22 protein-coding genes are annotated in these 26,204 nt (G+C 57.4%); 4 read left to right on the forward strand and 18 right to left on the reverse strand.

The annotated features are described in order from the left end of the window. Positions 1 to 25: 25 nt before the first annotated feature. The 3 genes from gltB to E4631_RS06290 form a co-directional block, all read right to left on the reverse strand. A complete protein-coding gene (gene gltB / locus E4631_RS06280; RefSeq protein WP_133657648.1) occupies positions 26 to 4,531 on the reverse strand; it encodes a glutamate synthase large subunit in 4,506 nt (1,501 codons plus the stop codon). A 274-nt stretch (positions 4,532 to 4,805) separates the two neighbouring features. Beyond that, positions 4,806 to 5,558 (reverse strand): urease accessory protein UreG, encoded by a 753-nt coding sequence (gene ureG / locus E4631_RS06285; RefSeq protein ID WP_133657647.1) that lies wholly within the window; start codon positions 5,556 to 5,558, stop codon positions 4,806 to 4,808. A 6-nt stretch (positions 5,559 to 5,564) separates the two neighbouring features. Next, positions 5,565 to 6,233 carry an urease accessory protein UreF gene (locus E4631_RS06290; RefSeq protein ID WP_133657646.1) on the reverse strand — a complete coding sequence of 223 codons (669 nt, stop codon included), beginning with the start codon at positions 6,231 to 6,233 and terminating at the stop codon, positions 5,565 to 5,567. Between the two features lie 123 nt (positions 6,234 to 6,356). Between E4631_RS06290 and E4631_RS06295 the strand changes: the two genes are divergently transcribed. After that, positions 6,357 to 6,764, forward strand: coding sequence for an endonuclease domain-containing protein (locus tag E4631_RS06295; protein WP_133657645.1), 408 nt, complete (start codon positions 6,357 to 6,359; stop codon positions 6,762 to 6,764). A 150-nt stretch (positions 6,765 to 6,914) separates the two neighbouring features. Here the strand turns inward: E4631_RS06295 and ureC are convergent, their stop codons facing one another. The 5 genes from ureC to E4631_RS06320 form a co-directional block, all read right to left on the reverse strand. Continuing rightward, a complete protein-coding gene (ureC, locus tag E4631_RS06300) occupies positions 6,915 to 8,636 on the reverse strand; it encodes an urease subunit alpha (RefSeq protein ID WP_133657644.1) in 1,722 nt (573 codons plus the stop codon). 436 nt (positions 8,637 to 9,072) lie between these two features. Then, positions 9,073 to 9,798: an urease subunit beta gene (locus E4631_RS06305; RefSeq protein ID WP_133657643.1), complete on the reverse strand. Its 726-nt coding sequence runs from the start codon at positions 9,796 to 9,798 to the stop codon at positions 9,073 to 9,075. A 136-nt stretch (positions 9,799 to 9,934) separates the two neighbouring features. Next, a complete protein-coding gene (locus E4631_RS06310; RefSeq protein ID WP_133657642.1) occupies positions 9,935 to 10,240 on the reverse strand; it encodes a GIY-YIG nuclease family protein in 306 nt (101 codons plus the stop codon). A 137-nt stretch (positions 10,241 to 10,377) separates the two neighbouring features. Further along, positions 10,378 to 10,983 (reverse strand): HupE/UreJ family protein, encoded by a 606-nt coding sequence (locus tag E4631_RS06315; protein WP_133657641.1) that lies wholly within the window; start codon positions 10,981 to 10,983, stop codon positions 10,378 to 10,380. A 157-nt stretch (positions 10,984 to 11,140) separates the two neighbouring features. Continuing rightward, on the reverse strand, positions 11,141 to 11,632 hold the full coding sequence (locus E4631_RS06320; RefSeq protein WP_133657640.1) for a GNAT family N-acetyltransferase: 492 nt from the start codon (positions 11,630 to 11,632) through the stop codon (positions 11,141 to 11,143). Positions 11,633 to 11,758: 126 nt separating this feature from the next. On the opposite strand from E4631_RS06320, the gene E4631_RS06325 reads away from it, so the two are divergent. Continuing rightward, positions 11,759 to 12,499 (forward strand): SDR family oxidoreductase, encoded by a 741-nt coding sequence (locus E4631_RS06325; protein ID WP_133657715.1) that lies wholly within the window; start codon positions 11,759 to 11,761, stop codon positions 12,497 to 12,499. 155 nt (positions 12,500 to 12,654) lie between these two features. On the opposite strand, the gene E4631_RS06330 is transcribed toward E4631_RS06325, so the two are convergent. From E4631_RS06330 to E4631_RS06375, 10 genes are all read right to left on the reverse strand, one after another. After that, positions 12,655 to 13,599, reverse strand: a complete 945-nt coding sequence (locus E4631_RS06330; protein WP_133657639.1) for an N-acetylornithine carbamoyltransferase — start codon at positions 13,597 to 13,599, stop codon at positions 12,655 to 12,657. Positions 13,600 to 13,749: 150 nt separating this feature from the next. Further along, the gene (gene carB, locus E4631_RS06335; protein WP_133657638.1) at positions 13,750 to 16,977 is read right to left on the reverse strand and encodes a carbamoyl-phosphate synthase (glutamine-hydrolyzing) large subunit; all 3,228 of its coding nucleotides are present in this window, start codon (positions 16,975 to 16,977) and stop codon (positions 13,750 to 13,752) included. 128 nt (positions 16,978 to 17,105) lie between these two features. After that, entirely contained in the window at positions 17,106 to 17,525 is a 420-nt protein-coding gene (locus E4631_RS06340) for a GCN5 family acetyltransferase (RefSeq protein ID WP_133657637.1), read from the reverse strand. Positions 17,526 to 17,529: 4 nt separating this feature from the next. Continuing rightward, positions 17,530 to 17,820: a GIY-YIG nuclease family protein gene (locus tag E4631_RS06345; RefSeq protein ID WP_133657636.1), complete on the reverse strand. Its 291-nt coding sequence runs from the start codon at positions 17,818 to 17,820 to the stop codon at positions 17,530 to 17,532. Positions 17,821 to 17,960: 140 nt separating this feature from the next. After that, entirely contained in the window at positions 17,961 to 19,058 is a 1,098-nt protein-coding gene (gene carA, locus E4631_RS06350; protein ID WP_133657635.1) for a glutamine-hydrolyzing carbamoyl-phosphate synthase small subunit, read from the reverse strand. A gap of 186 nt (positions 19,059 to 19,244) precedes the next feature. Further along, positions 19,245 to 20,408 carry an aspartate aminotransferase family protein gene (locus tag E4631_RS06355; protein WP_133657634.1) on the reverse strand — a complete coding sequence of 388 codons (1,164 nt, stop codon included), beginning with the start codon at positions 20,406 to 20,408 and terminating at the stop codon, positions 19,245 to 19,247. Between the two features lie 7 nt (positions 20,409 to 20,415). Further along, positions 20,416 to 20,907, reverse strand: coding sequence for a hypothetical protein (locus E4631_RS06360; RefSeq protein WP_133657633.1), 492 nt, complete (start codon positions 20,905 to 20,907; stop codon positions 20,416 to 20,418). A gap of 93 nt (positions 20,908 to 21,000) precedes the next feature. After that, on the reverse strand, positions 21,001 to 21,987 hold the full coding sequence (gene argC, locus E4631_RS06365; RefSeq protein ID WP_133657632.1) for an N-acetyl-gamma-glutamyl-phosphate reductase: 987 nt from the start codon (positions 21,985 to 21,987) through the stop codon (positions 21,001 to 21,003). Further along, positions 21,971 to 23,167, reverse strand: a complete 1,197-nt coding sequence (gene argG / locus E4631_RS06370; RefSeq protein WP_133657631.1) for an argininosuccinate synthase — start codon at positions 23,165 to 23,167, stop codon at positions 21,971 to 21,973. The genes argC and argG overlap by 17 nt, the downstream gene beginning before the upstream one ends. Positions 23,168 to 23,271: 104 nt before the next feature. Continuing rightward, complete coding sequence (locus tag E4631_RS06375) at positions 23,272 to 23,877, reverse strand: GNAT family N-acetyltransferase (RefSeq protein ID WP_205704211.1); 606 nt, start codon at positions 23,875 to 23,877, stop codon at positions 23,272 to 23,274. 421 nt (positions 23,878 to 24,298) lie between these two features. Between E4631_RS06375 and argB the strand changes: the two genes are divergently transcribed. Both argB and E4631_RS06385 read left to right on the forward strand, forming a co-directional pair. Then, positions 24,299 to 25,084: an acetylglutamate kinase gene (gene argB, locus E4631_RS06380; RefSeq protein WP_133657630.1), complete on the forward strand. Its 786-nt coding sequence runs from the start codon at positions 24,299 to 24,301 to the stop codon at positions 25,082 to 25,084. Next, positions 25,072 to 26,139, forward strand: coding sequence for a M20 family metallo-hydrolase (locus E4631_RS06385; protein WP_133657629.1), 1,068 nt, complete (start codon positions 25,072 to 25,074; stop codon positions 26,137 to 26,139). Before argB ends, E4631_RS06385 begins: the two co-directional genes overlap by 13 nt. Positions 26,140 to 26,204 lie beyond the last annotated feature (65 nt).

The raw sequence follows: 26,204 nt of genomic DNA on the forward strand, positions 1-26,204 counted from the left end.
CCCTCCCTTGCAGGGGAGGGGGAACCTACCCCACCTTCACCTTCCCCACCAGTACCCGCTTGTACTCCAGCGGGAATACCTTCACAAACCGCCCCGCTTCTTCTTCCCAGTTGCCTAGCAGGAAGTTAGCTAAGTGGCTGCCCGTCAGCTCGACGTGTTGCTTAAGTAGCGCTTGGATTTCGGTTTCGTCCTCCTCAGCAAGGCCTTCGAGGGCTACCATGTCGGGGTTGCAGTTGACGGGAAACTGGCCTTCCGGGTCGTAGACCCAGGCCAGGCCGCCGCTCATGCCGGCGGCGAAATTGCGGCCCGTGCGGCCCAGCACCAGCACCCGGCCGCCCGTCATGTATTCGCAGCCGTGGTCGCCTACCCCCTCCACGACGGCCGTGGCACCCGAGTTGCGCACCGCGAAGCGCTCGCCCGCCTTGCCGCGCACATACAGCTCGCCCGAGGTGGCGCCGTAGAGCGCCACGTTGCCGATGAGGATGTTATTCTCGGGAGTAAACGTGCTGGCGGCGGGCGGGAAGATGGCTAGCCGCGCGCCGCTCAGGCCCTTGCCTACGTAGTCGTTGGCTTCGCCTTCGAGCTTGAACGTGAGGCCGCTAGCCGAAAACGCGCCGAAGCTCTGCCCGGCCGAGCCGGTGAACTTGTAGCGGATAGTATCGGCGGGTAGGCCGGCCGAATGGTAGCGCTTGGCAATTTCGTTGGAAAGCAGCGTGCCGATGGTGCGGTCGGTGTTCTTTACTTCGAATTCGCCCGTTACGGCTTCCTGGCGCTCTAGCGCAGCTTTCGCGTGTTCCAGCAACTGCCAGTCGAGCACCTCGTCGATGCCGTGGTCCTGGCTTTCGCTATTATATAAGGTGCCGCCCGAGATATTCGGGGCGGGCGATAACACCCCGCTGAGGTCGATGAGCTTGGCCTTCCAGTGGCCAGCCTCGGGGTTTACTTTCAGAAACTCGCTGCGGCCCACCATCTCGTTGAGGGTGCGGAAGCCCAGCTCGGCCATGATTTCGCGCAGTTCTTCGGCCAGGAAGCGGAAGAGGTTGACGATGTGCTCGGGCTTGCCGCTGAACAACTTACGCAACTCGGGGTCTTGCGTGGCCACGCCTACCGGGCAGGTGTTGAGGTGGCACTTGCGCATCATGATGCAGCCGCCAGCGATGAGCGCGGCCGTGGCCACGCCAAACTCCTCGGCCCCCAGCAAGGCGGCTACGGCCAGGTCGCGGCCGGTTTTCATCTGGCCATCGGCTTGCAGCACTACGCGGCTGCGGAGCTGGCTGCGGAGCAGCGTTTGCTGCGCTTCGGCCAGGCCCAATTCCCAGGGCAGGCCGGCGTGCCGGATGCTGCTGAGCGGCGAGGCGCCCGTGCCGCCGTCGTAGCCCGAGATGAGAATCACGTCGGCGTGCGCCTTGGCTACGCCGGCCGCGATGGTCCCTACCCCCGCCTTGCTCACCAGCTTCACGTTGATGCGGGCGGCGCGGTTGGCGTTTTTGAGGTCGAAAATCAGCTGCGCCAGGTCTTCGATGGAGTAAATGTCGTGGTGCGGCGGCGGCGAAATCAGCCCTACCCCCGGCGTGGCGTGGCGCACCTTGGCAATCCACTCATCTACCTTGTGGCCAGGAAGTTGGCCGCCCTCGCCGGGCTTGGCGCCCTGGGCCATCTTGATTTGTAGCTCGTCGGCATTGGTGAGGTAGTGGGCCGTTACGCCGAAGCGGGCCGAGGCAATCTGCTTGATGGCCGAGCGCATGGAGTCGCCGTTTTCCATCACTTCGTAGCGCAGCGGGTCTTCGCCGCCCTCGCCGGTGTTGCTCTTGCCGCCGATGCGGTTCATGGCGATAGCCAGCGTGCTGTGCGCCTCGTGCGAAATCGAGCCAAACGACATGGCACCCGTGGCAAAGCGCTTCATGATATTCTCGGCCGGCTCTACTTCTTCGAGCGCAATGCTGGGCCGATGCTTGGCAAAGCCCAGCAGCCCCCGAATGGTAAAGAGCTGGTTCGGATGCTCATTGAGCAGCTGGGCGTACTTCTTGTACGTCTGGTAGTTACCCGTGCGCGTGGCGTGCTGCAACAGATGCACCGTTTCGGGGTTAAACATGTGCGCCTCGCCCTTGCGCCGCCACTGGTACACGCCGCCCGTGTCGAGCAGCTCGGGGCCCACGGTGCTTTCCTGCTTGTAGCCGTGGTGGTGCTTGTAGAGGGTTTCGCGGGCAATCTCATCCAGCCCCAGGCCCTGAATCCGGGTCACGGCCCCGGTGAAATACTGGTCCACCACGCTTTGGTTAAGCCCCAGAATCTCAAATACCTGCGCGCCGTGGTACGATTGCAGGGTCGAAATTCCCATCTTCGAGAAAATCTTCAGCAAGCCATCGCACACCGCCTTGATGTAGTTGTAAGCCAGCTTTTCGGCGGGCAGGTTATTGCCCAATAACCCGGCCGCGTGGCGCGTCTGGATGGTAGCCAGCGCCAGATAAGGGTTCACGGCCGTGGCTCCAAACGACAGCAGACAGGCGAAGTGGTGCACTTCCCACACGTCGCCGGCTTCCACCACCAGGCCCACCGAGCCGCGCATCCCGCTCTTAATGAGGTGGTGATGCACCGCCGACACCGCCAGCAGCGACGGAATGGGCGCGTGCTCCGAGTCCATCGCCCGGTCCGATAAAATCAGCACTTCAAAGCCGTCATTCACCGCGTCTTCGGCGTAGCGGCACAGGCGCTCTACCCCCCGCTGCAACGCCCCTGGCTTGCCATCGGCCTTGAAATAAGTCTGTAAGGTCTTGGCCTGAAACGAGCCGGTATCAATGCTGCGCAGCTTTTCCAGCTCGCGATTGCTCAGAATGGGCTGCTTGGCGGCCACGCAGTGGCAGTGGCGCGGGTCTTCATCTAGGATATTGCCGTTGTTGCCGATGAAGGTGGCCAGGCTCATCACCAGCCGCTCCCGAATGGGGTCGATGGGCGGGTTCGTAACCTGCGCAAAAAACTGCTTGAAGTAGCTACTCAGGTGCTGCGGCTGGTCCGAAAGCACGGCCAGCGGCACGTCTACCCCCATCGAGCCGATGGGTTCCTTGGCCTCCAGCGCCATCGGGGCCAGGATGGTTTCGAGGTCCTCGCGGGTGTAGCCGAAGGCCTGCTGGTACTTCATCACCGCGTCGGCGCCCAGGTCGGTGAAGGTGAGGCGCGGCTCGGGCAGGTCCTCCATCTGAATCTGGTAGTCCTCGAGCCAGCGGCCATAATCTTGCTGGCCAGCTGCTTGTGCCTTTATCTCGCGGTCGGTAAGGATGCGGCCGGCCTTGGTGTCCACCACGAACATCTTGCCCGGCTGCAAGCGGCCTTTCTTGATGATGCTCTCCGGCGCGAGGGGTAGCACGCCCGCCTCAGACGCCACCAGCACCCGCCCATCGTTGGTAATGGCGTAGCGCAACGGGCGCAGGCCGTTGCGGTCAAGCATGGCGCCCACCAGCGTACCATCGGTAAAATTGAGCGCCGCCGGGCCGTCCCAGGGCGCCATAAACGTGGCGTGGAACTCGTAGAACGCCTTTTTGAGCGGGTCCATCTGCTCGTTGCCGTCCCAGGCTTCGGGCACCAGCATCATCATTACGTGGGGTAGGGACCGCCCGCAGTGCAGCAGCAGCTCCACAATGTTGTCGAGGCAGGCCGAGTCCGACTGCCAGGGGTCGATAACCGGCAGCAGCATCTCCATTTCCTCGGCCGAGAAGTAGGGCGAAGTATAGGTGGGTAGGCCCGCGAAAAACCAGTTCAGGTTGCCGCGCAGCGTATTAATCTCCCCATTATGAGCCAGGTAGCGGAAGGGCTGGGCCAGCTTCCACGAAGGCATCGTATTGGTCGAAAACCGCGAGTGCACCAGCCCAAAAGCCGAGGTCACGCGCTCGTCGCTGAGGTCGGGGAAATACATACCGACCTGAAACGTTGTCAGCTGTCCCTTGTACACGATGGTGCGGCACGAGAGCGAGGCGAAATAAAATGCATCAAGCGCAGCCGGCAGCTTCTCATTCAAGGTCTTGATAATCAGGCGACGCAGAATGAAGAGCTTGCGCTCAAAGTCGGCTTCGGTAGCCAGCCCCGCCGGCCGGCCCAGAAACAGCTGCTCCATCACCGGCTCGGCCGAGAGGGCCGTAACGCCAATACCCTCGGTGCGCACCGGCACCGGCCGGTAGCCCAGCACCGGAATGCCCAGCCGCTCTGCCGCCTCCGCAATGAGGTGGCGCGCCCCCTCGCGTAGCTTCTCCTTCTTCGGAAAAAACACCATGCCCACGCCGTAGTCGCCCGGCTCGGGCAGCCGGATGCCGTGCTTCACGCATTCCTCCAGCAAAAACCAATGCGGCAACTGAATGAGCACGCCCGCGCCGTCGCCCGAGTCGGAGTCGCAGCCGCAGGCGCCGCGGTGCTCCATATTAGCCAGCATGGTAAGCGCGTCGGCCACAATCTGGTGGCTCTTGCGCCCGTCGATGTACGTGATAAAGCCGGTGCCGCAGGAGTCGTGCTCAAACTCGGGCCGGTAAAGGGTGGGCGTGGTCATTTCAAGTAGTAGTTAGCAATGAACAAGTAGCAATTGGCGGGCTTCGGGGCGAACCGACCGGACACGGCTTCGCGGCGCTGGCCCCAAGCTGTTTTTGAAAAACAGCGAGGCTAGTGCCGAAAATCGGCATCCGTAGTGGGTGGGGGAGGGGAGGGAGAGGGTGGAAGCGAGGCAAAAGCAAACAAAGTCAGCTTTTGCCAAGGCAGTTTGGCGCAGTGGGTGCGCAAACCGAAGAGTAAGATACGCCGCCGTAGCTGAACGGCAACTTAGGTAGCTAGCGTCGGTCTTCGTGCACGGCGGCCAGGGCGTGGGCTTTGGCCGCGTGGATGTGCGCGATAATTGGCCCTAAGTTATGTCCATCCGAAGCACGGGCGAATACAACTGGTCCATCGCCGCGCATTCGGCGCGCGTCGCGGTCCATCACGCCCAAATCGGCTTTTACGAAAGGCGCCAGGTCTATTTTATTGATAACCAAGAGGTCAGACTGCGTGATGCCGGGGCCGCCCTTGCGAGGCACCTTGTCGCCGCCCGACACGTCGATGACGTAAATCGAGTAGTCCACCAGCTCGCGGCTGAAGTGGGCGGCCAGGTTGTCGCCGCCACTTTCCACAAACAAGTAATCTATTTGATAATCAAATTTGTGCATTAATCCTTCCAGCGCATCCATATTCAGCGAAATATCCTCGCGAATGGCGGCGTGAGGGCAGCCGCCGGTTTCGACGCCCACGATGCGGTCTTCCGTCAGGGCGCTATTGCGAATTAAAAACTCGGCATCCTCGCGGGTAAAAATATCGTTCGTGACCACGCCAAGGCGGTGTTCATCGCGCAAATTCTCGCACAGCGCCTTGAGCAGGGCCGTTTTGCCGGTGCCCACCGGCCCGCCGATTCCCACCGTGAAGGCTCGCTTGCGGAAGTTGCGGTAGGGGGGTAGGCGGCGGGTTTCGCGCTCAGCAAAACTGCCCGGCGAGTCGAGCGCCTCGTGGCTATGGCCGTGGAGCAGCAGCGCCAGTTTCTCAACGAAAGCCATAAGCAATTAATTCTGAAAGAGTCGCGAGTAAATATTGTCGTGAAAAATCTGGGCTACATCCAATAGTAATGTACAACGCGTAGCCTCCATGTAGGGCCGAATATCGGCAGAATCCAGTAAACTCTCAAAAATAACGTAAAAATCGTGCTGCAGCAAGTGCCCCGCCATCGGCCCAATAAATCCCAGGCGGATGGCTGCGCTCAACTGGTCGCGCAGGGCCAGGTGTAGGTAAGTACTCTGAATATCAGCTACCTCAAAGCCACCGCGCCCCAGGCTAAGGCCAAACAGCGGCACAAAATGCGCCGGCAATTCCTGTTGCGCCAGCTCGCGGCCCAGCTCAGCCAGGCCAGCTTCGGGGTAGAAGGTAGCGAGCAGCTTCAGCCAGTTTTTGCCCTGCGTGAGGCTGGCCCGGTGCAAAGCGGGCGTGAGCAGCTGAGCATCGTACTCGATAAGGAGGGTAGGGAGGTCATCAAAACCAGCCTGCGCCGCCGACGTGATGAACGGCAGCTCGAACCCCACCGCCTGCTGCAAAAACGAGTAGAGATAGGCCCGAAACTCAGTTTCTGTCCTGATGAGGCCAAAGGTCAGGCTGCTTTCCAGCCCGTAGGAATAGGCAAAGGAGCCAGTGGGCAGCGCCGAGTCGGCGAGGTGGAGCAGGCGGGCGAGGTGGGGCATAGTGTCGTTTTAGCGGGTCACCTCACCCCCCGACCCCCTCTCCTTGGGGAGAGGGGGTCGGGGGGTGAGGTGAATAATGAGATGGAGGATAGGGATATAATAAAACCTTAGTAATTTGGCTTTATGGCAAATCTTGGTCCCACCGACAGTTCTATTCACACCTTCACTACTGACCGAAAGCGGTGGAAAAATCTGAAAGAATTTGCCCGCGATAATCACAAGCAGCCGACTCCGGCGGAAGCGCAGTTGTGGCAGGCACTGCGGGGTAACCAGCTGGGGCCGCGTTTCCGGCGGCAACACGCGATTGCGGACTACATAGTGGATTTTGTGTGCCTGCCGGCGTGGCTGGTAGTGGAAGTCGATGGTGAAATTCACCAAAAGCCGGAAGCCGTTGAATATGATGGGGGGCGCACTCATGCCTTGCAGGAGTGCGGTTTCTTGGTGGTGCTCTACCCCAATGAAGCAGTGCTGCAACGGCTACCCGAGGTGTTAGCAGATATTGAGCGGCATGTGAAGCTGCTGATGGGGTAGTTATTCAATGATTCACCTCACCCCCCTACCCCCTCTCCCCAAGGAGAGGGGGTAGGGGGGTGATTTTCTAATGCCAATCTCGTTTCACGTTTGCGCCGCCTCGGCTCCCCCTCTCCCCAAGGAGAGGGGGTAGGGGGGTGAGGTGACCCGCTAGAACAAATTATACAGCTGCGCCAGCGGCAGCGTCTGCGCCGGCTCGCACGTCAGGTGCACGCCATCTACCATCACCCGGTACGTCTCCGGGTCCACCGAAATATTGGGCAGATAGTCGTTCAGCGCCATGTCTTTCTTAGCCACCGTGCGGCAGCCTTTCACCGCCAGCACGCGCTTGCTCAGACCGTATTCAGTTGACACCTTCTCCACCGAAGCGGCCGACACAAACGCCACCGAGCAGTAGCCTACCCCCCCGCCATACGCCCCAAACATGGGCCGCGAAAATGACGGCTGCGGCGTGGGGATGGAGGCGTTCGGGTCGCCCATCTGGGCCTGCACGATAACGCCGCCTTTGAGAATCATCTCGGGCCGCGAGCCGAACAGGGCCGGCTTCCAGAGCACCAAATCGGCGAGCTTGCCGATTTCGATGGAGCCGATTTCTTCGGCCATGCCGTGGGCGCGGGCGGGGTTGATGGTGTACTTGGCCACGTAGCGGCGGGCGCGAAAATTGTCGTTCGGCCGCTGGGCGCCGGCGTCTTCGGGCAGGGGGCCGCGCTGCTGGCGCATCTTGTGGGCCGTTTGCCAGGTGCGGGTGATGACCTCGCCAACCCGGCCCATCGCCTGCGAGTCGGAGCTTATGATGCTCAGCGCGCCCATATCGTGCAGAATATCTTCGGCGGCAATGGTTTCGGGGCGGATGCGGCTCTCGGCAAAGGCCACGTCCTCGGGGATGTTCTTGTCGAGGTGGTGGCACACGAGCAGCATGTCGAGGTGCTCGTCGAGGGTGTTCACTGTAAACGGCCGCGTGGGGTTGGTGCTCGACGGAATGACGTTGGGCTCGCCGCAAATCTTAATGATGTCGGGCGCGTGCCCGCCGCCCGCTCCCTCCGTGTGGTACGAGTGGATGGTGCGCCCCTTGAAGGCCGCCACCGAGTTCTCCACGAAGCCGCTCTCGTTGAGCGTATCGGTGTGGATGCACACCTGCACGTCGTACTTGTCGGCGATAGTCAGGCAGTTATCAATCGTGGCCGGGGTAGTGCCCCAGTCCTCGTGCAGCTTGAAGCCCAGCGCCCCGGCCTCCACCTGCTCGGCCAGCCCCTCGGGTTTCGAGGAGTTGCCCTTGCCCAAAAACCCGAAATTCATGGGGAAGGCATCGGTGGCCTTGAGCATCATTTCGAGGTAAAACGCGCCCGGCGTGCAGGTAGTGGCCGTGGTGCCAGCGGCCGGACCGGTGCCGCCGCCCACCATCGTGGTCACGCCCGAAGCCAGCGCCTCGGTTATCTGCTGCGGGCAAATGAAGTGGATGTGGCAGTCGATGCCGCCCGCCGTGAGGATGTGCCCCTCGCCGGCCACCACTTCGGTGGTCACGCCCACCACCAGGCGCGGGTCCACGCCAGGCATGATGTGCGGGTTGCCGGCCTTGCCAATGCCCACGATGCGCCCGCCTTTGATGCCGATATCGGCCTTGTACACGCCGGTGTAGTCGAGCACCAGCGCATTAGTAATCAACAGGTCGAGCGCATCGGCCTGCCCGATGCCGGCCGCCTGCCCCATGCCATCGCGCAGGGTTTTGCCGCCGCCAAACTTGCATTCCTCGCCGTACACGCAGTAGTCGCGCTCGACCTCCAGCAGCAGGTCGGTATCGCCCAGGCGCACCCGGTCGCCCACGGTCGGGCCATACATAGCGGCATACGCCTGCCGGGAAAGGGGTAGGGACATGGGTCTATGAGTTTTTTGTAGCCAGTTTTCCTAATAGAAATAAATCTGACCTATTATAAATAGCGCTAAAAAACATAAGAAATAATAATTAATTAGCTTACATTTATTATAAAAATCAAAGAAAAACGAATTGTCATAAAGAAAGCCGTATTCTTTTTTATTAGGAAAGCCCAATAAGTACCCAAAGAAGTCAGTGTAGTTACTTAAAAGATTATTTACCTTGTTTTTACGCCATTGATTTACGTCAGAACTAGTGTAGATTGTGAGAAAATGAATGATTTTATTTAATCTGTATTTGTTATAAGATACAAATGCGAAGATGTTAATAACACCTAAGAGTGTAAGAAGAGCGTCAAGAGTATCCACGAAAGATTAAGGTCGAAATAAAATACTCGTTTAGCTTGAAGCCAAGTTACTAGCTGTTTATAAATAATCGTTACCCCAGCTTCCCCAGCGCCTGCTGCTTGCCGGCCTCATCGAGCGGGCCATCAATCCAGCCGTTGCCGCCGTACACGCGGCGCTCGCCAGCCAGCGCTACTAGCTGCACGCGCTTGCGCTCGCCCGGCTCGAAGCGCACCGCCGTGCCGGCCGGGATGTGCAGGCGGTAGCCGAAGGCCGCCGCCCGGTCGAAGTCCAGCCCCGCGTTGGTTTCGAAGAAGGGGTAGTGCGAGCCCACCTGCACCGGCCGGTCGCCCCGGTTGAGCACCTCCAGCTCAATTACTACGCGGTTTTCGTTCAGGATGATGTCGCCGTCGGCCAGCAGGTACTCGCCCGGCACGGCGGCGGGCACCGGCGCGGCAACCGGGGCCGTGCGGGCTAGGCCGCTGCCGTAGAGTGCCAGCTCGGGCGCGCCGTGCTCGCGGCAAATGGGCTGGTGGACGGTCACGAGCTTGGTGCCGTCGGGGAAGGTGCCCTCTACCTGCACCTCGGCCAGCAGCTGGGCCACGCCCTCCAGCACGTCGTTGAAGCCCAGGAGCTGCTTGCCCTTGTCCATGAGCGCGGCCACCGATTCGCCGTCGCGGATAAACTCCAGTAGCTGGGTAGCGAGCAGGGCGGCGGCCTCGGGGTAGTTGAGGCGCAGGCCGCGGGCGTAGCGCTTCTGGGCTACTACGCCGGCCTGGTGCAGTACCAGCTTGTCGAGGTCTTTGGGGGCGAGGTGCATGGGGGAGGGGGTAATATTGGACAGTCATGCAGAGCGTAGCGAAGCATCTCGCGTGCTGACCCCAGGGTTACTATCCCAACGACTGCGAGCGAGATGCTTCGCTGCGCTCTGCATGACGGGTAGGGTATCTGGCGGGCTAATGTAGGTCAGGCGCGCCAGTCCACGTTTCCAAATCTATGGCTTCCCAGTTTGGATTGAGCCCCGCAATCATTTTTTCCTTTTTGGCACGGCTCCAGCCTTTCAGCTCTTTCTCGCGAGCAATGGCTTGCATGGCGTCAGCGCAAAGCTCGAAGTAAACCAGTAAGTTGGCTTGGTAGCGGCCCGTAAATTTGTTGCGTTGGCCCAACGTGTCGCTATGCTCACTTAGCCGCCGCGCCAGGTCGTTCGTTACACCGCTGTACAGCACAGTACGGATGTTATTGGTGAGCATATAGACGTACATGGGGCGCGATAGTCGGGTAAGTTAAAAGGCAAAAGAACGGTCAGGCAGAGCGCAGGGAAGCATCTCGCCCGCAGTCGTTGGGGGTAGTACCATTAGCGTCAGCACGCGAGATGCTTCCCTGCGCTCTGCCTGACCGTTTAGGGTAGCCAATTACTGTAAATCATCCAGCTACCGTACCCCACGCTCAGCCCCGACGACAGCACTACCGCGCCGGCCCGCAGCCGCCGTCCCAGCCGCATGCGGGGCGTAAAAGGAATGCGCATCAGGCTCACGGCCACCAGCATCCCCAGCACCGAGCCCAGGCCAAACAGCAGGATGTAGGCCAGGGCGCCCGCTACCCCCGGTATCGCGCTCAGGGCCAGCAGCACCAGCGCGCCGCTGCCCGCCAGCCCGTGTACCAGCCCCACGGTGTAGGCTAAGCCGGGCCGCTGCCTGGTTACTTGCACTGGCTGGTAGGAGTTTTTATCCACTAGCCTACTGATACCCAGCCCAATCAACATCACGCCCACCACGGCCTCAAAGTAATGCGATTGCAAAAACGTGGCTCGCCCAAGAATCAGCAGCCCGCCAAAAACGATGAGCATCGTGGTGTGCCCCAGGCCCCAAAAAAGGCCATTTTTGAGCGCCGCCCGCAGCTGGTCGTGGCGCGCCACGAGGGTGCTCACCGCCAGCAGGTGGTCGGGCTCGAAGGCGTGGCCCATGCCCATCACCGCCGCGAATAAGAGGGGTAGGAGGCTGTGCATGGGGGGAGAAGAGTATTAAAAATTAAACACGGTCGTCAGGCAGACCGCAGGGAAGCATCTCGCGTGCTGACGCCAGGATTACTACCCCAGCGAAGCGAGCGGGATGCTTCCCTGCGGTCTGCCTGACCGTTCTTTTACTAGTGAAAAAATACCAGGCCTACACCGACCGAATCATCCAAATCTGGCAGCCAAAATGCCCGCTATCCCCCAGCGAATTAGTAAGGTACGTGAACCCCAGGCGCTCGTAGAGCGGGATGGCCTGGGTCAGCTCATCCGTGGTTTCGAGGTACACGCGGGCGTAGCCGTTGGTGCGGGCAGCTTCGAGGCACTTGTTTATCAGTGCCTTGCCCACTCCACGGCCCCGGGCGGGGGGTAGGAGGTAGAGTTTCACCAGCTCCACGGTATTGGCGGGCAGGCCCTGGGTAGGGAAAATGCCGCCGCCGCCCAGCACTTCGCCATTCACTTCGGCCACGAAATAGGCACTGCGGGGCGTTTGGCTGAATAGCTCGTGGAGGTGGTCAGTGGCGGTGTCGTAGTAGGCGGTGCCAGGCTTGGCGGCGCCAAATTCGGTGAGCGTATCGCGGATGGTGCGGGCCAGGGCCGCATCGTCGGCGGCGGTAATGGGGCGAATGGTAAGCGAGTCAGTCAAAATCGAAAGAAAAGTCTTGGCACAAAAGAGATAAAGCGCCGCCAAAAACAATCACCATAGCGGCAAGTTCTACAAGACCTGCCAGCAACTGGCACGTGAATAAGGACAAGCAAAATGAACGATACAGTGGATAATATCAAAGGTAAGGTCGTCGTAATTACGGGCGCCAGCAGCGGCCTGGGCGAAACCACGGCGCGCCATTTGGCCAGCAAAGGGGCGCTGGTAGTGCTGGGCGCCCGCCGCGTAGAGAATCTGGAAAAAATTGCCGCCGATATCCGCGCCGAGGGCGGCCAGGTAGAAGTGCTGCAAACTGACGTCACGAAAGCCGCCGAAGTGAAAGCGTTGGTAGACAAAGCAGTAGAGGCTTTTGGCCGGCTCGACGTCATCATCAACAACGCTGGCCTGATGGCCATCGCCCCCATGAGCGCCACCAAGGTAGACGAGTGGGAGAGCATGATTGACATCAATATCAAGGGAGTGCTCTACGGCATTGCCGCCGCGCTGCCCATCTTCGAAAAGCAAGGCGCCGGCCACTTCATCAATATTTCGTCGGTGGCTGGTATTAAAGTATTTAGCCCCGGTGGCACCGTGTATAGCGGCACCAAGTACGCTGTGCGCGCTATTTCCGATGGCCTACGCCACGAAGTGGGGGGTAGCATCCGCGTTACCAGCATCGAGCCCGGCGCGGTAGAGTCGGAGCTGAAGCACGGCAGTTCGCACGAGGAAAGCGCCAAAGGCGTGGTGGAGTTTTACAAGCAGGCCATCCCGTCGTCGTCGGTGGCCCGCGCCATTGCCTTCGCCATCGAGCAGCCCGCCGACGTTGATATCAACGAAATTGTGCTGCGCCCCACGGTGCAGGAGTTTTAAGATTGATTAAGATAGATATCTATTAAACAGATATTTAATAAACAGATATCTAATAAAAAAAGGATACCGCTACGTGTAGCGGCATCCTTTTTTTGTAGGCAGTGAGCCCTAGCCAGCATTGGCAAATTGCCGTGCACTATGAGCGCGCAGTCAGGTTACTTAAGCAGCTCGTGCAGCACAGTCTGCATCGAAAACGTGCGATTGCCCGCCTCCTGAATAATGAGCGAATTGGGTGAATCGAGCACGGCATCCGACACCTCCACGTTGCGGCGCACGGGCAGGCAGTGGATAAACTTGCCGTTATCTGTCAGTGACATATGCTCGGGCGTGAGCATCCAGTTGGGGTCGTTGCTGAGCACCTGGCCGTAGTCACGGTAGCTGCTCCAGTTTTTGGCCTGCACGTAATCGGCCCCTTCAAGGGCTTTTTTCTGGTCGTACTCAATGGTGGCACCCTTCGTGAATTTCGGGTCCAGCTCGTAGCCCTCGGGGTGGGTAATCACAAAATCTACCCAGTCAATTTCCGAAAACCAGTCGCAAAATGAGTTGGGCACGCACTGCGGCAGGGCGCGCACGTGTGGGGCCCAGGTCAGCACCACTTTCACGCGCTCCTTGTTCTTCGTCTCCGCCACTGTAATGAGGTCGGCAAACGACTGCAAGGGGTGCAGCGTGGCGCTTTCCAGACTGATAACCGGTACCGTGGCGTACTGCAAAATCTTGCTCATCACCTCCTCGTTGTAGTCGGCCTCCTTGTCCTTGAGCGTCGGAAACGTGCGCACGCCCAGCACGTCGCAATACTGGCTCATCACTGCAATAGCATCCTTAATGTGCTCCTGCGTCGAGCCGTTCATCACGGCGCCATCGGCCATTTCCAATGTCCACGAGTCGGCCCCCGCGTTCAGCACCCAGGCTTGCGCGCCCAGGTTGTATGCTGCTTTCAAACTGCTAAGACGGGTGCGCAAACTGGGATTGAAAAATATCAGCCCCACGGTTTTATTCTTACCCACGTGCTGGTAGCCGAAGGGGTTTTCCTTAATTTCTAAGGCTTGAGCCAGCAGCGCTTTATAGTCGCCCGCATCGGCGAAAGAGAGGAAGTTTTTCATAATTAATTAGAATAGCTCAAAGCCAAAAAAGAACGTCATGCTGAGCTTGTCGAAGCATCTCTACCGCTTCGTTGGATTACTACCCTAACGGCGTGGTAGAGATGCTTCGACAAACTCAGCATGACGTTCTATTATTCAGTAACGAGGCGATTACCCAGCCTTGTACTCGTTCCAGCTCTTAATCTTCAAGTCGCTCATCTCCAGCTCGCAAAACGCATTAATAAATGCGCTCGCCAGCCGCGCATTCGTTAGCAGTGGGATATTAAAATCGACCGAAGTACGGCGGATTTTGTAGTCATTATCTAACTCGCCTTTCGTCAGGTTTTTGGGGATATTAATGACCAACTCGATTTGCTTGCTACGCAGGTATTCCAGCACGTTGGGCTGCTCCTGGCTATCGGGCCAGTGGAGGAGGGTAGAGGCCAGGCCCATGTCGGCGAGGAACTTATGGGTGCCCTCCGTGGCGTAGAGCGTGAAGCCGCGCTCGGCCAGTAGTTGGGCCACCGGCAGCAGCGTCACTTTCGAGGCGATGGGGCCGCCCGAAATCAGCACCGATTTTTGCGGGATGCGGTAGCCTACCGACAGCATCGACTTGAGCAGCGCTTCGGCGGCGGTGTCGCCCAGGCAGCCTACCTCACCGGTCGAGGACATGTCCACCGTCAGCACCGGGTCGGCGCCCGCCAAGCGAGTGAAGGAGAACTGCGAGGCCTTGACACCCACAAACTTGGCATCGTACACCAGCTCGCTGGCGTCGCGGTCTACGGGTATGCCAAGCAGAATTTTAGTCGCCTTTTTAATCAGATTGTTACCCGATACTTTCGACACAAACGGGAAGCTGCGCGAAGCCCGGATGTTGCACTCAATCACCTGCAAGTCGTTGTTTTTACCCAAAAACTGGATGTTGAACGGCCCGCTGATTTCGTAGCGCTTGGCAATTTTTTCGGCAATGGCTTTCAGGCGGCGCACCGTCTCCACATACACCTTTTGGGGGGGGTAGTACATGGTGGCGTCGCCCGAGTGCACGCCCGCAAACTCGACGTGCTCCGAGATGGCGTAGCTCACGATTTCGCCGTGGTCGGCCACTGCGTCCAGCTCAATTTCCTTGGCTTCCTGAATAAACTCCGATACCACTACCGGGTATTCGGTGCTCACTTCTTTGGCGAGCTTGAGGAAGGTTTCCAGTTCGAAGTTATTGGAAACCACGTTCATGGCGGCACCCGACAGCACGTAGCTAGGCCGGATGAGCACCGGGAAACCAACCTTCTCCACGAACTCAAACACACCCTCCAGCGTCGAAAGCTCGCTCCAGCGCGGCTGCGCGATGTCCAGCTCGTCCATAATCGATGAGAACTTGTGGCGGTTTTCGGCCTCGTCGATGCGCTCGGGCGAGGTGCCCAGCACCGGCACGTTTTCCTGGTGCAGGCGCATGGCTAAGTTGTTGGGAATCTGGCCGCCTGTGGAGAGAATAACCCCGCCCGGCTGCTCAAAATCCAGAATATCCATCACTCGTTCAAACGACAGCTCCTCGAAATACAGCCGGTCGCTCACGTCGTAGTCGGTCGAAACGGTTTCGGGGTTGTAGTTGATAACGATGGTTTTGTAGCCCTCCTCGGCGGCAGTCTGGATGGCGTTTACGCCGCACCAGTCAAACTCCACGCTGCTGCCGATGCGGTACACGCCCGAGCCCAGCACGGCCACCGATTTTTCGGTTTCCGGCTTCAGGTCGTTTTCGGTGCCGTGGTAGGTGAGGTACAAATAGTTGGTCTGGGCCGGAAACTCGGCTGCCAGCGTATCAATCTGCTTCACCACCGGCACAATGCCCAGCGACTTGCGCAGCGTGCGCACGCGCAACTCGCTGTTGCGCAAGTCGTTTTCGCCGTAGAATTTGGCCGCTAACTGTTGGTCCGAAAAGCCAAGTTTCTTGGCTTCTTTCAGCAGCGCCGTGTCGGGCGTGGTGCCGTCGCCGAGGGGTAGGAGCCGCTGACCCAGCTCGAAAATGGTGCTCAGGCGCTGCAAAAACCACAGGTCGATTTTCGTCAGCTCGTGCACTTGCTCAATGGTGTAGCCCAGTTCAAATGCCTGATTGATAGCGAAAATGCGCTCCTCGTTGGGGTCGCTCAGCAGCTTATCTACCTGGGCGGGGGTCACGTCGGCCTCGGGCCGGTTGGCCACGAAACCGCGCTTACCGGTGTCCAGCATCCGCAGGCCCTTCTGAATGGCTTCCTCAAACGAGCGCCCGATGGCCATCACCTCGCCCACGCTCTTCATGCTGGAGCCAATCAGTCGGGTCACGCCGTCAAACTTGCCCAAATCCCAGCGTGGCAGCTTCACCACCACATAGTCGAGCGCCGGCTCAAACAGCGCCGAAGTCGTCTGCGTCACGCTGTTTTTGACCTCGAACAGCCCGTAGCCCAGTGCCAGCTTGGCCGCCACAAATGCGAGGGGGTAGCCCGTCGCCTTCGAGGCCAGCGCCGACGAGCGCGACAAACGCGCGTTTACTTCAATCACGCGATAATCTTCCGAAACCGGGTCGAGCGCGTACTGAATATTACACTCACCCACAATGCCCAGGTGCCGAATAGCCTTGATGCCAATCTGGCGCAGCTTGTGGTACTCGCGGTTGCTCAGCGTCTGCGACGGCGCAATTACGATGCTCTCCCCGGTGTGAATACCAATCGGGTCGAAGTTCTCCATGTTGCAGACCGTGATGCAGTTATCATAGCAGTCGCGCACCACTTCGTACTCCACTTCCTTCCAGCCTTTCAGCGACTCTTCCACCAAAATCTGGTCGGAAGTCGTAAACGCCCGCTCGGCCAGCGCCCGCAGTTCGTCCTCGTTGTTAGCAAAGCCGCTACCCAGGCCACCCAGCGCAAACGCCGCCCGAATAATCAGCGGAAAGCCGATTTCCAGGCCCGCCGCCAGCGCGTCGTCCATGGTAGTCACAGCCCGGCTACGGGCGGTTTTTACGTCGATTTCATTGAGCTTGTCAATGAAAATATCCCGGTCCTCGGTGTCAATGATTGACTGCACCGGCGTGCCGAGCACGCGCAGGTTGTACTTCTCGAAAATATTATTCCGGTAGAGCTGCACCGCGCAGTTTAGCGCCGTTTGCCCCCCAAACGCCACCAGAATGCCGTCGGGTTTTTCCTTCTTAATTACCTCCTCGACGAAATACGGCGTGACGGGCAGAAAGTACACGTCGTCGGCAATATTGTCCGACGTCTGCACGGTGGCAATATTGGGGTTAATGAGGATGGTCGTAATGCCTTCCTCCTTCAGCGCCTTCAGCGCCTGCGAACCGGAATAGTCAAATTCGCCCGCCTCGCCGATTTTCAGAGCGCCCGAGCCGAGAACCAGTACTTTCTTGATGTCTTTCATTGGTTGCTTAAAGCCTTCAGAATAAGAAGGAAGCGAGTGTAAAAATTAAGTTTTTTAACGTCAAAATCAGGGCGTTCGTCATGCTGAGCGGAGCGCAGCGAAGTCGAAGCATCTTGGCCGCTTCGTTGCTAAGCAAGTCCACGTATTATGTCCAAGCGGTTGCTAAGGGCATGCGGAGAAAAAAAGTCAGGAATAGTATGCTCATTTCTCTGTGGCCGACTTAAAAACTCAGGTTTCCATTCAGCGATGCGCTTTTCCTTGATGTGAATGTATTTTTCGGGTTCAGGCTCGTCTATGTATTCCTCTTGTAGCACAAGAACCAGCGGCGCTTCTGTTCCAGCGTGTGCCAACGAATAAGCCAAGGCTTCTTCGTATGTCTCAAAAGAATAGAAGTAGTCATCGCCATCATCAAAATCGGGTGCTCCATCATGCGGATGGCACCAGACCCGATATTCTAAGACCTCATCCCAAACGTAGCCGCCTGAGCCAACGAACGCCGGATAAGTGCCTATTAAATCGGGGTCTTTTGCTGCTGAATATTTTGACATGAATTTAACCCTCCCAAGTTTCTAAGTCAATTGCCTTCCAAGCAGGGTTAAATCCGTTTATCAGAGCTTCCTTTTTCGCCCGAGTCCAGCCTTTTAGTTGCTTCTCACGCGCAATAGCCTGCGTAGCATCAGGACATATTTCAAAGTAAATCAGCAAGTCCGCCTGATATTTACCCGTAAACTTTCCAACGTCGCCACGCCCGCTACTGTGCTCATAGAGCCGCCTCACCAAGTCGCTAGTCATACCGATATAAAGCACGGTTTTCGTAGGGTTAGTAAGAATGTAGACGTACATATTTTGAAAAGCGAGTGACTGTCATGCTGAGCTTGTCGAAGCATCTTGGCCGCTTCGTTGCATACGTATTCCAACGAACCTGCCAAGATGCTTCGACTTCGCTGCGCTCCGCTCAGCATGACGTTGCTTGTTGCTTCTGTTTATACCGTCGTCTGCTCCGCCTTATACCTCTCCACCGAAGCCAAAAAGTCGTCAAACAAATACTCCGTATCCACTGGCCCGCCGGCGGCTTCGGGGTGAAACTGCACCGCGAAAAACGGCTTGGTTTTGTGGCGGATACCCTCACAGGTGCCGTCGTTTAGGTTCTCAAATAAGCCTTCCCACTCAGCGGGCAAGTTCTTCATATCTACCGCGAAACCGTGGTTTTGCGAGGTCACGTAGCACTTATTGGTGCCGAGCTGGCGCACGGGCTGGTTGTGGCTGCGGTGGCCGTATTTCAGCTTGTAGGTGCTACCTCCGCAGGCCAGGCCCATGAGTTGAATGCCCAGGCAGATGCCGAAAATCGGCTTGTCGCCGGCCAGTGCGGTGCGCAGGTGGCCGATGGTTTTTTCGCAGGTGGTGGGGTCGCCGGGGCCGTTGCTCAGGAACAGGCCGTCGTAGTCGAGCTGGTTGAAATCGTAGTCCCAGGGCACGCGGGTTAGCTCCACGTCGCGCTCCAGCAGGCAGCGGATAATGTTGTTTTTCACGCCGCAATCGACCAGCACTATTTTGTGCTTGCCGCTGCCGTAGCGCTTCACGCCGTCCACGCTCACCTGGGCCACGAGGTTGTCCTCGTTGGGGTCGTGCAGCGGCACGTCGTGGTCAGGCGTCACGATTTTGCCAAGCATCGCGCCTTCTTCGCGCAGCTTCTTGGTGAGCATCCGGGTATCCACATCGTAAATGCCGGGAATATCGTGCGCCGCCAGCCACTCGCTCAGGCTTTGCGAGGCGTTCCAGTGGTTGTACTCCTCCGAATAATACGACACCACAAGGCCCGAAATATGCACCTGGCTCGATTCGAGGGCGCTCGAAATATCCTGCTCAATCTGCTCCATCGGCACGCCGTAGTTGCCCACCATGGGGTAGGTGAGCACCAGAATCTGGCCCCGGAAGGAGGGGTCGGTCAGGTTTTCGGGGTAGCCCGTCATGGCCGTGCTGAACACAACCTCGCCCGCCGACGCCGTGTAGGCCCCAAACGACTTGCCTTCCAGCTCAGTGCCATCGGCTAATACCAGTTTTACCGGCTTCGTATTTTCCACGCTTGTTGAGTTATGTGTAAAATGGAGTGGTGCTCCGTTGGTCGCTTTAAGCAATTTAACTATCGTTTGTCAGGGTCGTCGGTCATGCAGAGCGCAGCGAAGCATCTCGCTCGCAACGTTGGGTTGGTAACCCTAGCGTTAACACGCGAGATGCTTCGCTGCGCTCTGCATGACCTTATCCTTCTATTATTCCTGCTCGACTACCGTGTTATCAACCGCAAATTTAGCCGGTTCCAGCGCGTATAGCGCCTGCAAAAATAGGTCAGCCTCGGCTTTTGTGATGTTAAGTGGTGGTAATAAGCGCAGTACGTTCGGGTCGCTGGCGTTGCCCACGAAGATGTGATGCTCGAACATGAGCTTGTCACGAATCTCCTTGATGGGGAAATCGTATTTCACGCCAATCATCAGCCCACGCCCACGCACCACCGTGGCTTGGCTGTGCGCCCACAACTCTTGCATGATGTAGGCACCCAGCTCGGCCGCGTGAGCCACCAGGTTTTCCTGCTCCAATACTTCGAGTACCGCTAGCCCCGCCGCGCAAGCCAGATGGTTGCCGCCAAACGTGGTACCCAGCAAGCCATACGACGCCTTAAATTTGGGCGAAATCAGCACACCGCCAATCGGGAAGCCGTTGCCCATGCCCTTGGCCGTGGTGATAATATCCGGCCGGATGCCCGCGTGCTGGTGCGCGAAAAACTTACCGCTGCGGCCGTAGCCGCTCTGCACTTCGTCGGCAATCAAAAGGGCCCCGTGCGCCCCGCAGACCAGCGAAAGACCCACCAGAAAATCGTCGGGCGGGCTAATAACCCCGCCTACCCCCTGAATCGGCTCCACGATGACTGCGCACACGTCGCCGCCGCGCAGTGCTTCCACCACCGCTGGCAAGTCGTATTCCAGGAAGGAAACCAGGTGGCCTGCGTTAAAAGGTGCCACAATTTTAGGGTTATCCGTCGCCGCCACGGCCCCCGACGTGCGGCCGTGAAACGCACCCTTGAAGGCGATTACCCGCTTTTTGCCCGTGTGAAACGACGCTAGCTTGAGCGCATTCTCATTGGCCTCGGCACCCGAGTTGCACAGAAACAGGCTGTAGTCAGGGTAGCCCGATAAGTCGCCCAACTTCGTGGCTAGCTCCTGCTGCATCGGGATTTTCACCGAGTTGGAGTAGAAGCCGATTTTGGCCACCTGCTCCTGCACGCGCTGCACGTAGTGCGGGTGGCTGTGACCGATGGAAATCACAGCGTGGCCGCCGTAAAAATCCAGGTATTGCTGACCGTTCGCGTCCCAAAGCGTCGCGCCGAGCGCCCGAACGGGGGTGATGTCCACTAGCGGATAAACGTCGAAGAGGTTCATGGTTAGGTTATTCAGAATCTAAAAAAGAACCTTTGTTCTTCTGGATGAATAAGGCATAATTCATTAGGTCTTTATCGACCCATCGCAAATTGATGTAATGGTTATTTGTTATAATTCTATCAACGTGCTCAACAAATTTGTATTCATTAGGATTTGGAATAAAATGTTTTGCTACAAGAATATGGATTGGTAGTTGTTCGACTTTTTTTAAGAATTTTTGACCGCCTCTATGCCAGGGTTTCAAATCAGACCTAAGTTTTATTGCTCCGTTAAGTGTAATATTTATGTAGCCATGCTGTGGAATATCCGGCTCAATCCAATGAGGCTTTCTACTTCCATCTTTACCATTTTTAGAATATACCAGAGGCTCGTGTTCCTTTCCAGGTTCTTTATTCCAGAACTTCCAAATGCGACCTGATTCTGTAACAGCGTACCGATACCCTTCGATTCTAGTGGCCTGTTCACCATCAAGCGTAAAATACTGCCTGTCTTGAAGCATTGGCTAGGAGAGAGACTATTATTTAAAGAAATTTGATAGTAAAACCTTTATTGAGTTTCTTCCTAATCTAGAATGGCCGGTAGAGCCGCAAGATTAGAAAAACGAGGCTTTTATTCCCAACCCTGCCGTTTCCTCCAAGCCAAACATTAGATTCATATTCTGAATAGCCTGCCCCGATGCGCCTTTCAGCAGGTTGTCCAGCGCGGACGTGATGAGCACTTGGTCGTCGTGCTTAGCCACGTGCAACAAGCATTTATTGGTGTTCACCACTTGCTTGAGGTGAATTTCCTTCTCCGACACTATCGTAAACGGCGCATCACGATAGTAGTCGGCGTACAACTCTTGTACTTCGGGTACTAAAAGTTCACAGGTAGTATAAACTGAAGCGAAGATGCCCCGCGTAAAATTGCCCCGGTAAGGAATGAACCGCACTGGCTTAGCAAAGCTCGTCTGCAAGCCTACGAGCGTTTCGCCAATCTCGCCCAAGTGCTGGTGCGTGAAGGTTTTATAGGTTGAAATATTGCCGGTGCGCCAGGTGTAGCCCGTCGTTTCGACGAGGCCCCGGCCCGCGCCGGTGCTGCCCGTAATAGCCGAAACGTGCACGGCATCGTGCAGCTGCCCGGCGGCGGCCAGCGGCAGCAGCGCCAGCTGAATGGCCGAGGCAAAACAGCCCGGATTGGCAATGCTGTCGGCGGTGCGGATTTGCTCGCGGTTCAGCTCCGGCAGGCCGTATACGAAGTGCCGGCCGGCTACGTCGCGGTCGGCCGCCAGGCGAAAATCATTGCTCAGGTCAATGACCTTCGTGGAGGGGGGTAGATGCGTTTTCAGTAGCCACTCGCGGGAGTTGCCGTGGCCGAGGCACAGGAAAACCACGTCCTCATCGCCGGTTAGCTCGCTGGCAAAGGTGAGGTCGGTATCGCCCAGCAAGTCGTCGTGTACCGAGTGCAGCGGCTGCCCGGCCTGCGTCGAGCTAACCACCGCGCCGATTTCGACTTGCGGATGGTGCAGCAGCAGGCGCACCAACTCGCCGGCCGTGTAGCCCGCGCCACCCACGATACCCGCCTTAACCAACTTGCTCATCGTTCAGGCTGGCGTGGATTTTCAATTGGTTGCCGAAGATTTTAATAAAGCCGCGCGCGTCGCGCGAATCCCAGGCGTTGTTCTCCTCACCGTAGGTCGCCACTTTCGATTGCATCATGTCGTACTTCGACTCAATACCCAGCAGCTCAAAGTGGTAGGGCCGCAGTTCGACGAACACCGTGCCCGTCACGCGATCCTGCGACGACACCAAAAACGCCTCGAAATCGCGCATCACCGGGTCGAGATACTGTGCCTCGTGTAGCAGCGTGCCGTACCAGGTCGCAATAGGCTCTTTGTTAAGCTGCTGCCAGCGCGAAAGCGTATGCTTTTCCAGCAAGTGGTGCGCCTTAATAAGCAGCAGCGCCGCTGGCGCCTCGAAGCCTACCCGGCCTTTGATGCCCAAAATGGTGTCACCCACGTGCGTGTCGCGACCGATGGCGTAAGCGCCGGCGATGTCATTCACCTGCTGAATGAGCAACACGGCATCCATGCGCTGGCCGTTCAGGGCCACCGGCTCACCTTTTTCAAAGGTGATTTCCAGCTGGCTGGGCTCAGTTTTGGATAATTGGGTGGGGTAGGCGCTCTCGGGCAAAGCCTGGCGTGAGGTCAGCGTTTCGACGCCGCCCACGCTGGTGCCCCAAATACCCCGGTTGATGGAGTATTTAGCCTTTTCCCAGCTCATTTCGAAGCCCTGGTCCTGCAAATACTGAATCTCGGCCTGGCGCGACAGCTTCTGGTCGCGGATGGGCGTGATAATCTCCGTATCGGGCGAAATAACGGCGAAAGCCACGTCGAAGCGCACCTGGTCGTTGCCGGCGCCAGTGCTGCCGTGCACGATATACTCAGCATTCTCTCGCTTGGCATACTCGGCAATGGCCAGCGCCTGAAACATGCGCTCGGCGCTCACGCTCAGCGGGTACGTGTCGTTTTTCAACACGTTGCCAAACAGCAGGTAGCGCAGGCAATCGTGATAGTAGCGCTCCGTAATATCAATTACCTCGTGCTTCACCGAGCCCAGTTCATAAGCGCGCTTTTCAATGGCGACTAACTCGTCGGCCGAAAAGCCGCCCGAATTCACGATAACGGTGTGCACTTCTAAATCCTGCTCCCGCGAGAGGTTCACCACGCAGTACGAGGTATCCAGCCCGCCGCTGTACGCTACAATTGCCTTTTTCTTCATTAGAGTGAGTAGCACGGACTGTTAGTCCGCGAGTAAAGAATCATAAATACTATTGCCGGGAGCAGCTTTCAGCTCGTAGCGCGGACAGAAAGTCCGCGCTACGATTACATCGGTGCTACTATTGGTAGCTGCATTTCGGCCGGAATAGCCGGTGCATCTTCGTCAATTTCCACAGCCGGCAGGGGAGCGTTAATATCGTCGAAGACCATACCCGTGCACAGGCACATTTTGCGCTCATTCTCCGTCAGGATAGCGAAATTTTTGCAACTTTTGCAGCCTTTCCAAAAATCTTCGCTGGTCGTCAACTCCGAGAACGTCACGGGTTTGTAGCCCAGGTCGCTGTTGATTTTCATCACCGCCAGGCTGGTCGTGATGCCGAAAATCTTGGCGTTGGGATACTTGGTGCGCGACAGCCGAAAAATCTCGCGCTTGATGGCGCGGCCCAGGCCATTCTTACGCAGCTCGGTGTTCACCACGAGGCCCGAATTGGCCACGAACTTGCCACTCTCGAAGGTTTCGATATAGCAGAAGCCGGCCAGCTCGCCGTCGACGAAGGCAATAACGGAATTTCCCTGGCGCATTTTCTCGCGCACATATTCCGGGTCGCGCTTAGCGATGCCAGTGCCCCGCTGCTTGGCCGACTCGATGTACCACTGGCACAGCAGGTCCGCGTAGTGCGTGTCTGCTGCCGTTGCAACCCGAATTGTCATGATTATTAAAGGGATAACTTAAGGAAAGAGACGCAGTTAACCGGCCCCCACAACAAGCGAGTTAGCGGCAGAAAACCCGAAATCTATCGGTTAAGCGGCCGGGCTCTCTCGCTGAATACGAGAATAGCTCGGTAAAAGCTGGCGTTACAGGCCAGCGCCGGCGGTTGAAGCCGGCTAGGATCGTCGCAGCAACGCGCAAACCAGCGTGCGCATGCTTTCCGAGCCCAAACGGGTCGTAGTGGAAAGCAGAGAATTGGTGCGAACCAAGTAAGTCATTGCAGAAAGTAGCCGTGGGCTAGCGAGTTAAACTAGCAAACCAGGGGCCATAATGGAGCCGCAAAGGTAAAAGTTCCTACTTTTGCCCGCAACAGAAAAGGTGTTTTTTTTCGCGGCTGGGTGAAGGGCTGGCGATGAACAAAATATGAATAAGCAGGAAGTAACTATTTATAAGATTGGGGGTGGCATTATTGACGATGCCGCCGAGCTGACGAAATTCCTGGCGCTACTGGCCCAGGTGGCCGGTCCCAAAATCCTGGTGCACGGCGGCGGCAAAGGCGCCAGCACGATGATGCGCGAACTAGGGATGGAGCCCCAGCTCATCAACGGCCGCCGCATCACCGACGCCGCCACGCTCGATATCGTAACGATGTTTTACGCTGGCAAAACCAACAAGCAGGTGGTCGCCGAGCTGCAAAAGCAGGGCATAAACGCGCTGGGCTTGAGCGGGGCCGACGGCAACATAATCCGGGGTCACAAGCGTCCGGTGAAAGATATCGACTACGGCTTTGTGGGTGACTTGACGCCGGCCAGCGTCAATGTAACCTTATTGCAAACCTTGCTGGCGGCTAATATTACGCCCGTGCTATGCCCCATTATTCACGATGGGCAAGGCCAATTATTGAATACCAACGCCGATACCATTGCCTCCGCCGTAGCCGTGGCGCTAGCTGCTGAGTACGAAGTGACGCTACACTACTGCTTTGAGAAGAATGGGGTGCTACGCGATGTGACTGATGATAACTCGGTGATTCCTGAAATTAATTCAAGAACTTATGCTGAATTAAAGCAGCAGGGAATTATTGCCGATGGGATGCTGCCCAAGCTGGAAAATGCCTTTTCGGCGCTGAACCAAGGGGTAGCAAAGGTAATTATTGGCCACGCGCTCAATATTGGGTCTGACTTGCGTACGTTGCTATGTCTGAATTAATTGCGCAGCTGAGCGAAGAAGCGATTGAATTATTAACTCAATTAATTCAAACGCAGTCTTTTTCGCGGGAAGAAACCGCTACTGCCGATATTCTGGAAGCATTTCTGACGCAGCATACTATTCCGGCTCAGCGGCAGGGACATAACGTGTGGGCCACAAGCCGCCATTTCGACCCCGCAAAGCCTACTATTTTACTCAACTCGCACCACGATACTGTGAGGCCGGGCGTGGCGTGGTCCTACCCCCCCTTTGGTGCGGTAAGGGAAGGTGATAAATTAATTGGCCTGGGCAGCAACGACGCCGGGGCATCGGCGGTGAGCTTACTGGCGGTATTTCGATATTTTTACGACCAACCCACGGCGTTTAATTTAATTTGCGCTATCACGGCCGAGGAGGAAATTTCGGGCGCCAATGGCATCAAAAGTATTCTGCCTGAATTAGGAAAAATTGACCTCGGTATTGTGGGTGAACCCACCAGCATGAATGCCGCCATAGCCGAAAAAGGCCTGCTGGTGCTCGATGGCGTAGCACATGGCCGCACCGGCCACGCCGCCCGCAACGAGGGCGATAATGCGCTGTATAAAGCGCTGGATGATATTAATTGGCTGCGCAGCTACCAGTTTCCGAAAGTGTCGGAGTTGCTCGGGCCGGTGAAAATGACGGTAACCCAGATAAGCGCCGGCACGCAGCATAATGTAGTGCCTGATGAGTGCCGCTACGTGGTGGACGTGCGCCCTACGGAGTGCTACACGAACGAGGAAATTCTGGAAATAATCCGCGCGAATGTGCAAGCTGAAATTACGCCGCGCTCCACGCATTTGCAGTCGTCAGGAATTTCCTTAAATCATCCGATTGTGCGAAAGGCGGTGGCGATGGGAAAAACAACTTACGGCTCACCGACGCTCTCTGACCAGGCATTAATGCGGTTTCCTACCTTGAAGATGGGGCCGGGTGACAGCGCTCGCTCGCACGCGCCGGATGAATATATTTTGTTGAGTGAAATCCGCGGTGGAATTGCGGATTATATTGGTTTATTATCCGACTTTAAATTTTAATTCTCTTAGTCTGTCATGCTGAGCTTGCGAAGCATCTTGCCACGCCAGAATTAGTCGTTCAGCGG

Source organism: Hymenobacter sp. UV11 (assembly GCF_004684095.1).
Classification (GTDB): domain Bacteria; phylum Bacteroidota; class Bacteroidia; order Cytophagales; family Hymenobacteraceae; genus Hymenobacter.

What these genes read in the sequence shown, in the direction of transcription:
- gltB (WP_133657648.1), bottom strand. Translation starts at nt 4,531, where the DNA reads ATGACCACGCCCACCCTTTACCGGCCCGAGTTTGAGCACGACTCCTGC.
- ureG (WP_133657647.1), bottom strand. Translation starts at nt 5,558, where the DNA reads ATGGCTTTCGTTGAGAAACTGGCGCTGCTGCTCCACGGCCATAGCCAC.
- E4631_RS06290 (WP_133657646.1), bottom strand. Translation starts at nt 6,233, where the DNA reads ATGCCCCACCTCGCCCGCCTGCTCCACCTCGCCGACTCGGCGCTGCCC.
- E4631_RS06295 (WP_133657645.1), top strand. Translation starts at nt 6,357, where the DNA reads ATGGCAAATCTTGGTCCCACCGACAGTTCTATTCACACCTTCACTACT.
- ureC (WP_133657644.1), bottom strand. Translation starts at nt 8,636, where the DNA reads ATGTCCCTACCCCTTTCCCGGCAGGCGTATGCCGCTATGTATGGCCCG.
- E4631_RS06305 (WP_133657643.1), bottom strand. Translation starts at nt 9,798, where the DNA reads ATGCACCTCGCCCCCAAAGACCTCGACAAGCTGGTACTGCACCAGGCC.
- E4631_RS06310 (WP_133657642.1), bottom strand. Translation starts at nt 10,240, where the DNA reads ATGTACGTCTATATGCTCACCAATAACATCCGTACTGTGCTGTACAGC.
- E4631_RS06315 (WP_133657641.1), bottom strand. Translation starts at nt 10,983, where the DNA reads ATGCACAGCCTCCTACCCCTCTTATTCGCGGCGGTGATGGGCATGGGC.
- E4631_RS06330 (WP_133657639.1), bottom strand. Translation starts at nt 13,599, where the DNA reads ATGAAAAACTTCCTCTCTTTCGCCGATGCGGGCGACTATAAAGCGCTG.
- carB (WP_133657638.1), bottom strand. Translation starts at nt 16,977, where the DNA reads ATGAAAGACATCAAGAAAGTACTGGTTCTCGGCTCGGGCGCTCTGAAA.
- E4631_RS06340 (WP_133657637.1), bottom strand. Translation starts at nt 17,525, where the DNA reads ATGTCAAAATATTCAGCAGCAAAAGACCCCGATTTAATAGGCACTTAT.
- E4631_RS06345 (WP_133657636.1), bottom strand. Translation starts at nt 17,820, where the DNA reads ATGTACGTCTACATTCTTACTAACCCTACGAAAACCGTGCTTTATATC.
- E4631_RS06355 (WP_133657634.1), bottom strand. Translation starts at nt 20,408, where the DNA reads ATGAACCTCTTCGACGTTTATCCGCTAGTGGACATCACCCCCGTTCGG.
- E4631_RS06360 (WP_133657633.1), bottom strand. Translation starts at nt 20,907, where the DNA reads ATGCTTCAAGACAGGCAGTATTTTACGCTTGATGGTGAACAGGCCACT.
- argC (WP_133657632.1), bottom strand. Translation starts at nt 21,987, where the DNA reads ATGAGCAAGTTGGTTAAGGCGGGTATCGTGGGTGGCGCGGGCTACACG.
- argG (WP_133657631.1), bottom strand. Translation starts at nt 23,167, where the DNA reads ATGAAGAAAAAGGCAATTGTAGCGTACAGCGGCGGGCTGGATACCTCG.
- E4631_RS06375 (WP_205704211.1), bottom strand. Translation starts at nt 23,877, where the DNA reads ATGACAATTCGGGTTGCAACGGCAGCAGACACGCACTACGCGGACCTG.
- argB (WP_133657630.1), top strand. Translation starts at nt 24,299, where the DNA reads ATGAATAAGCAGGAAGTAACTATTTATAAGATTGGGGGTGGCATTATT.
- E4631_RS06385 (WP_133657629.1), top strand. Translation starts at nt 25,072, where the DNA reads ATGTCTGAATTAATTGCGCAGCTGAGCGAAGAAGCGATTGAATTATTA.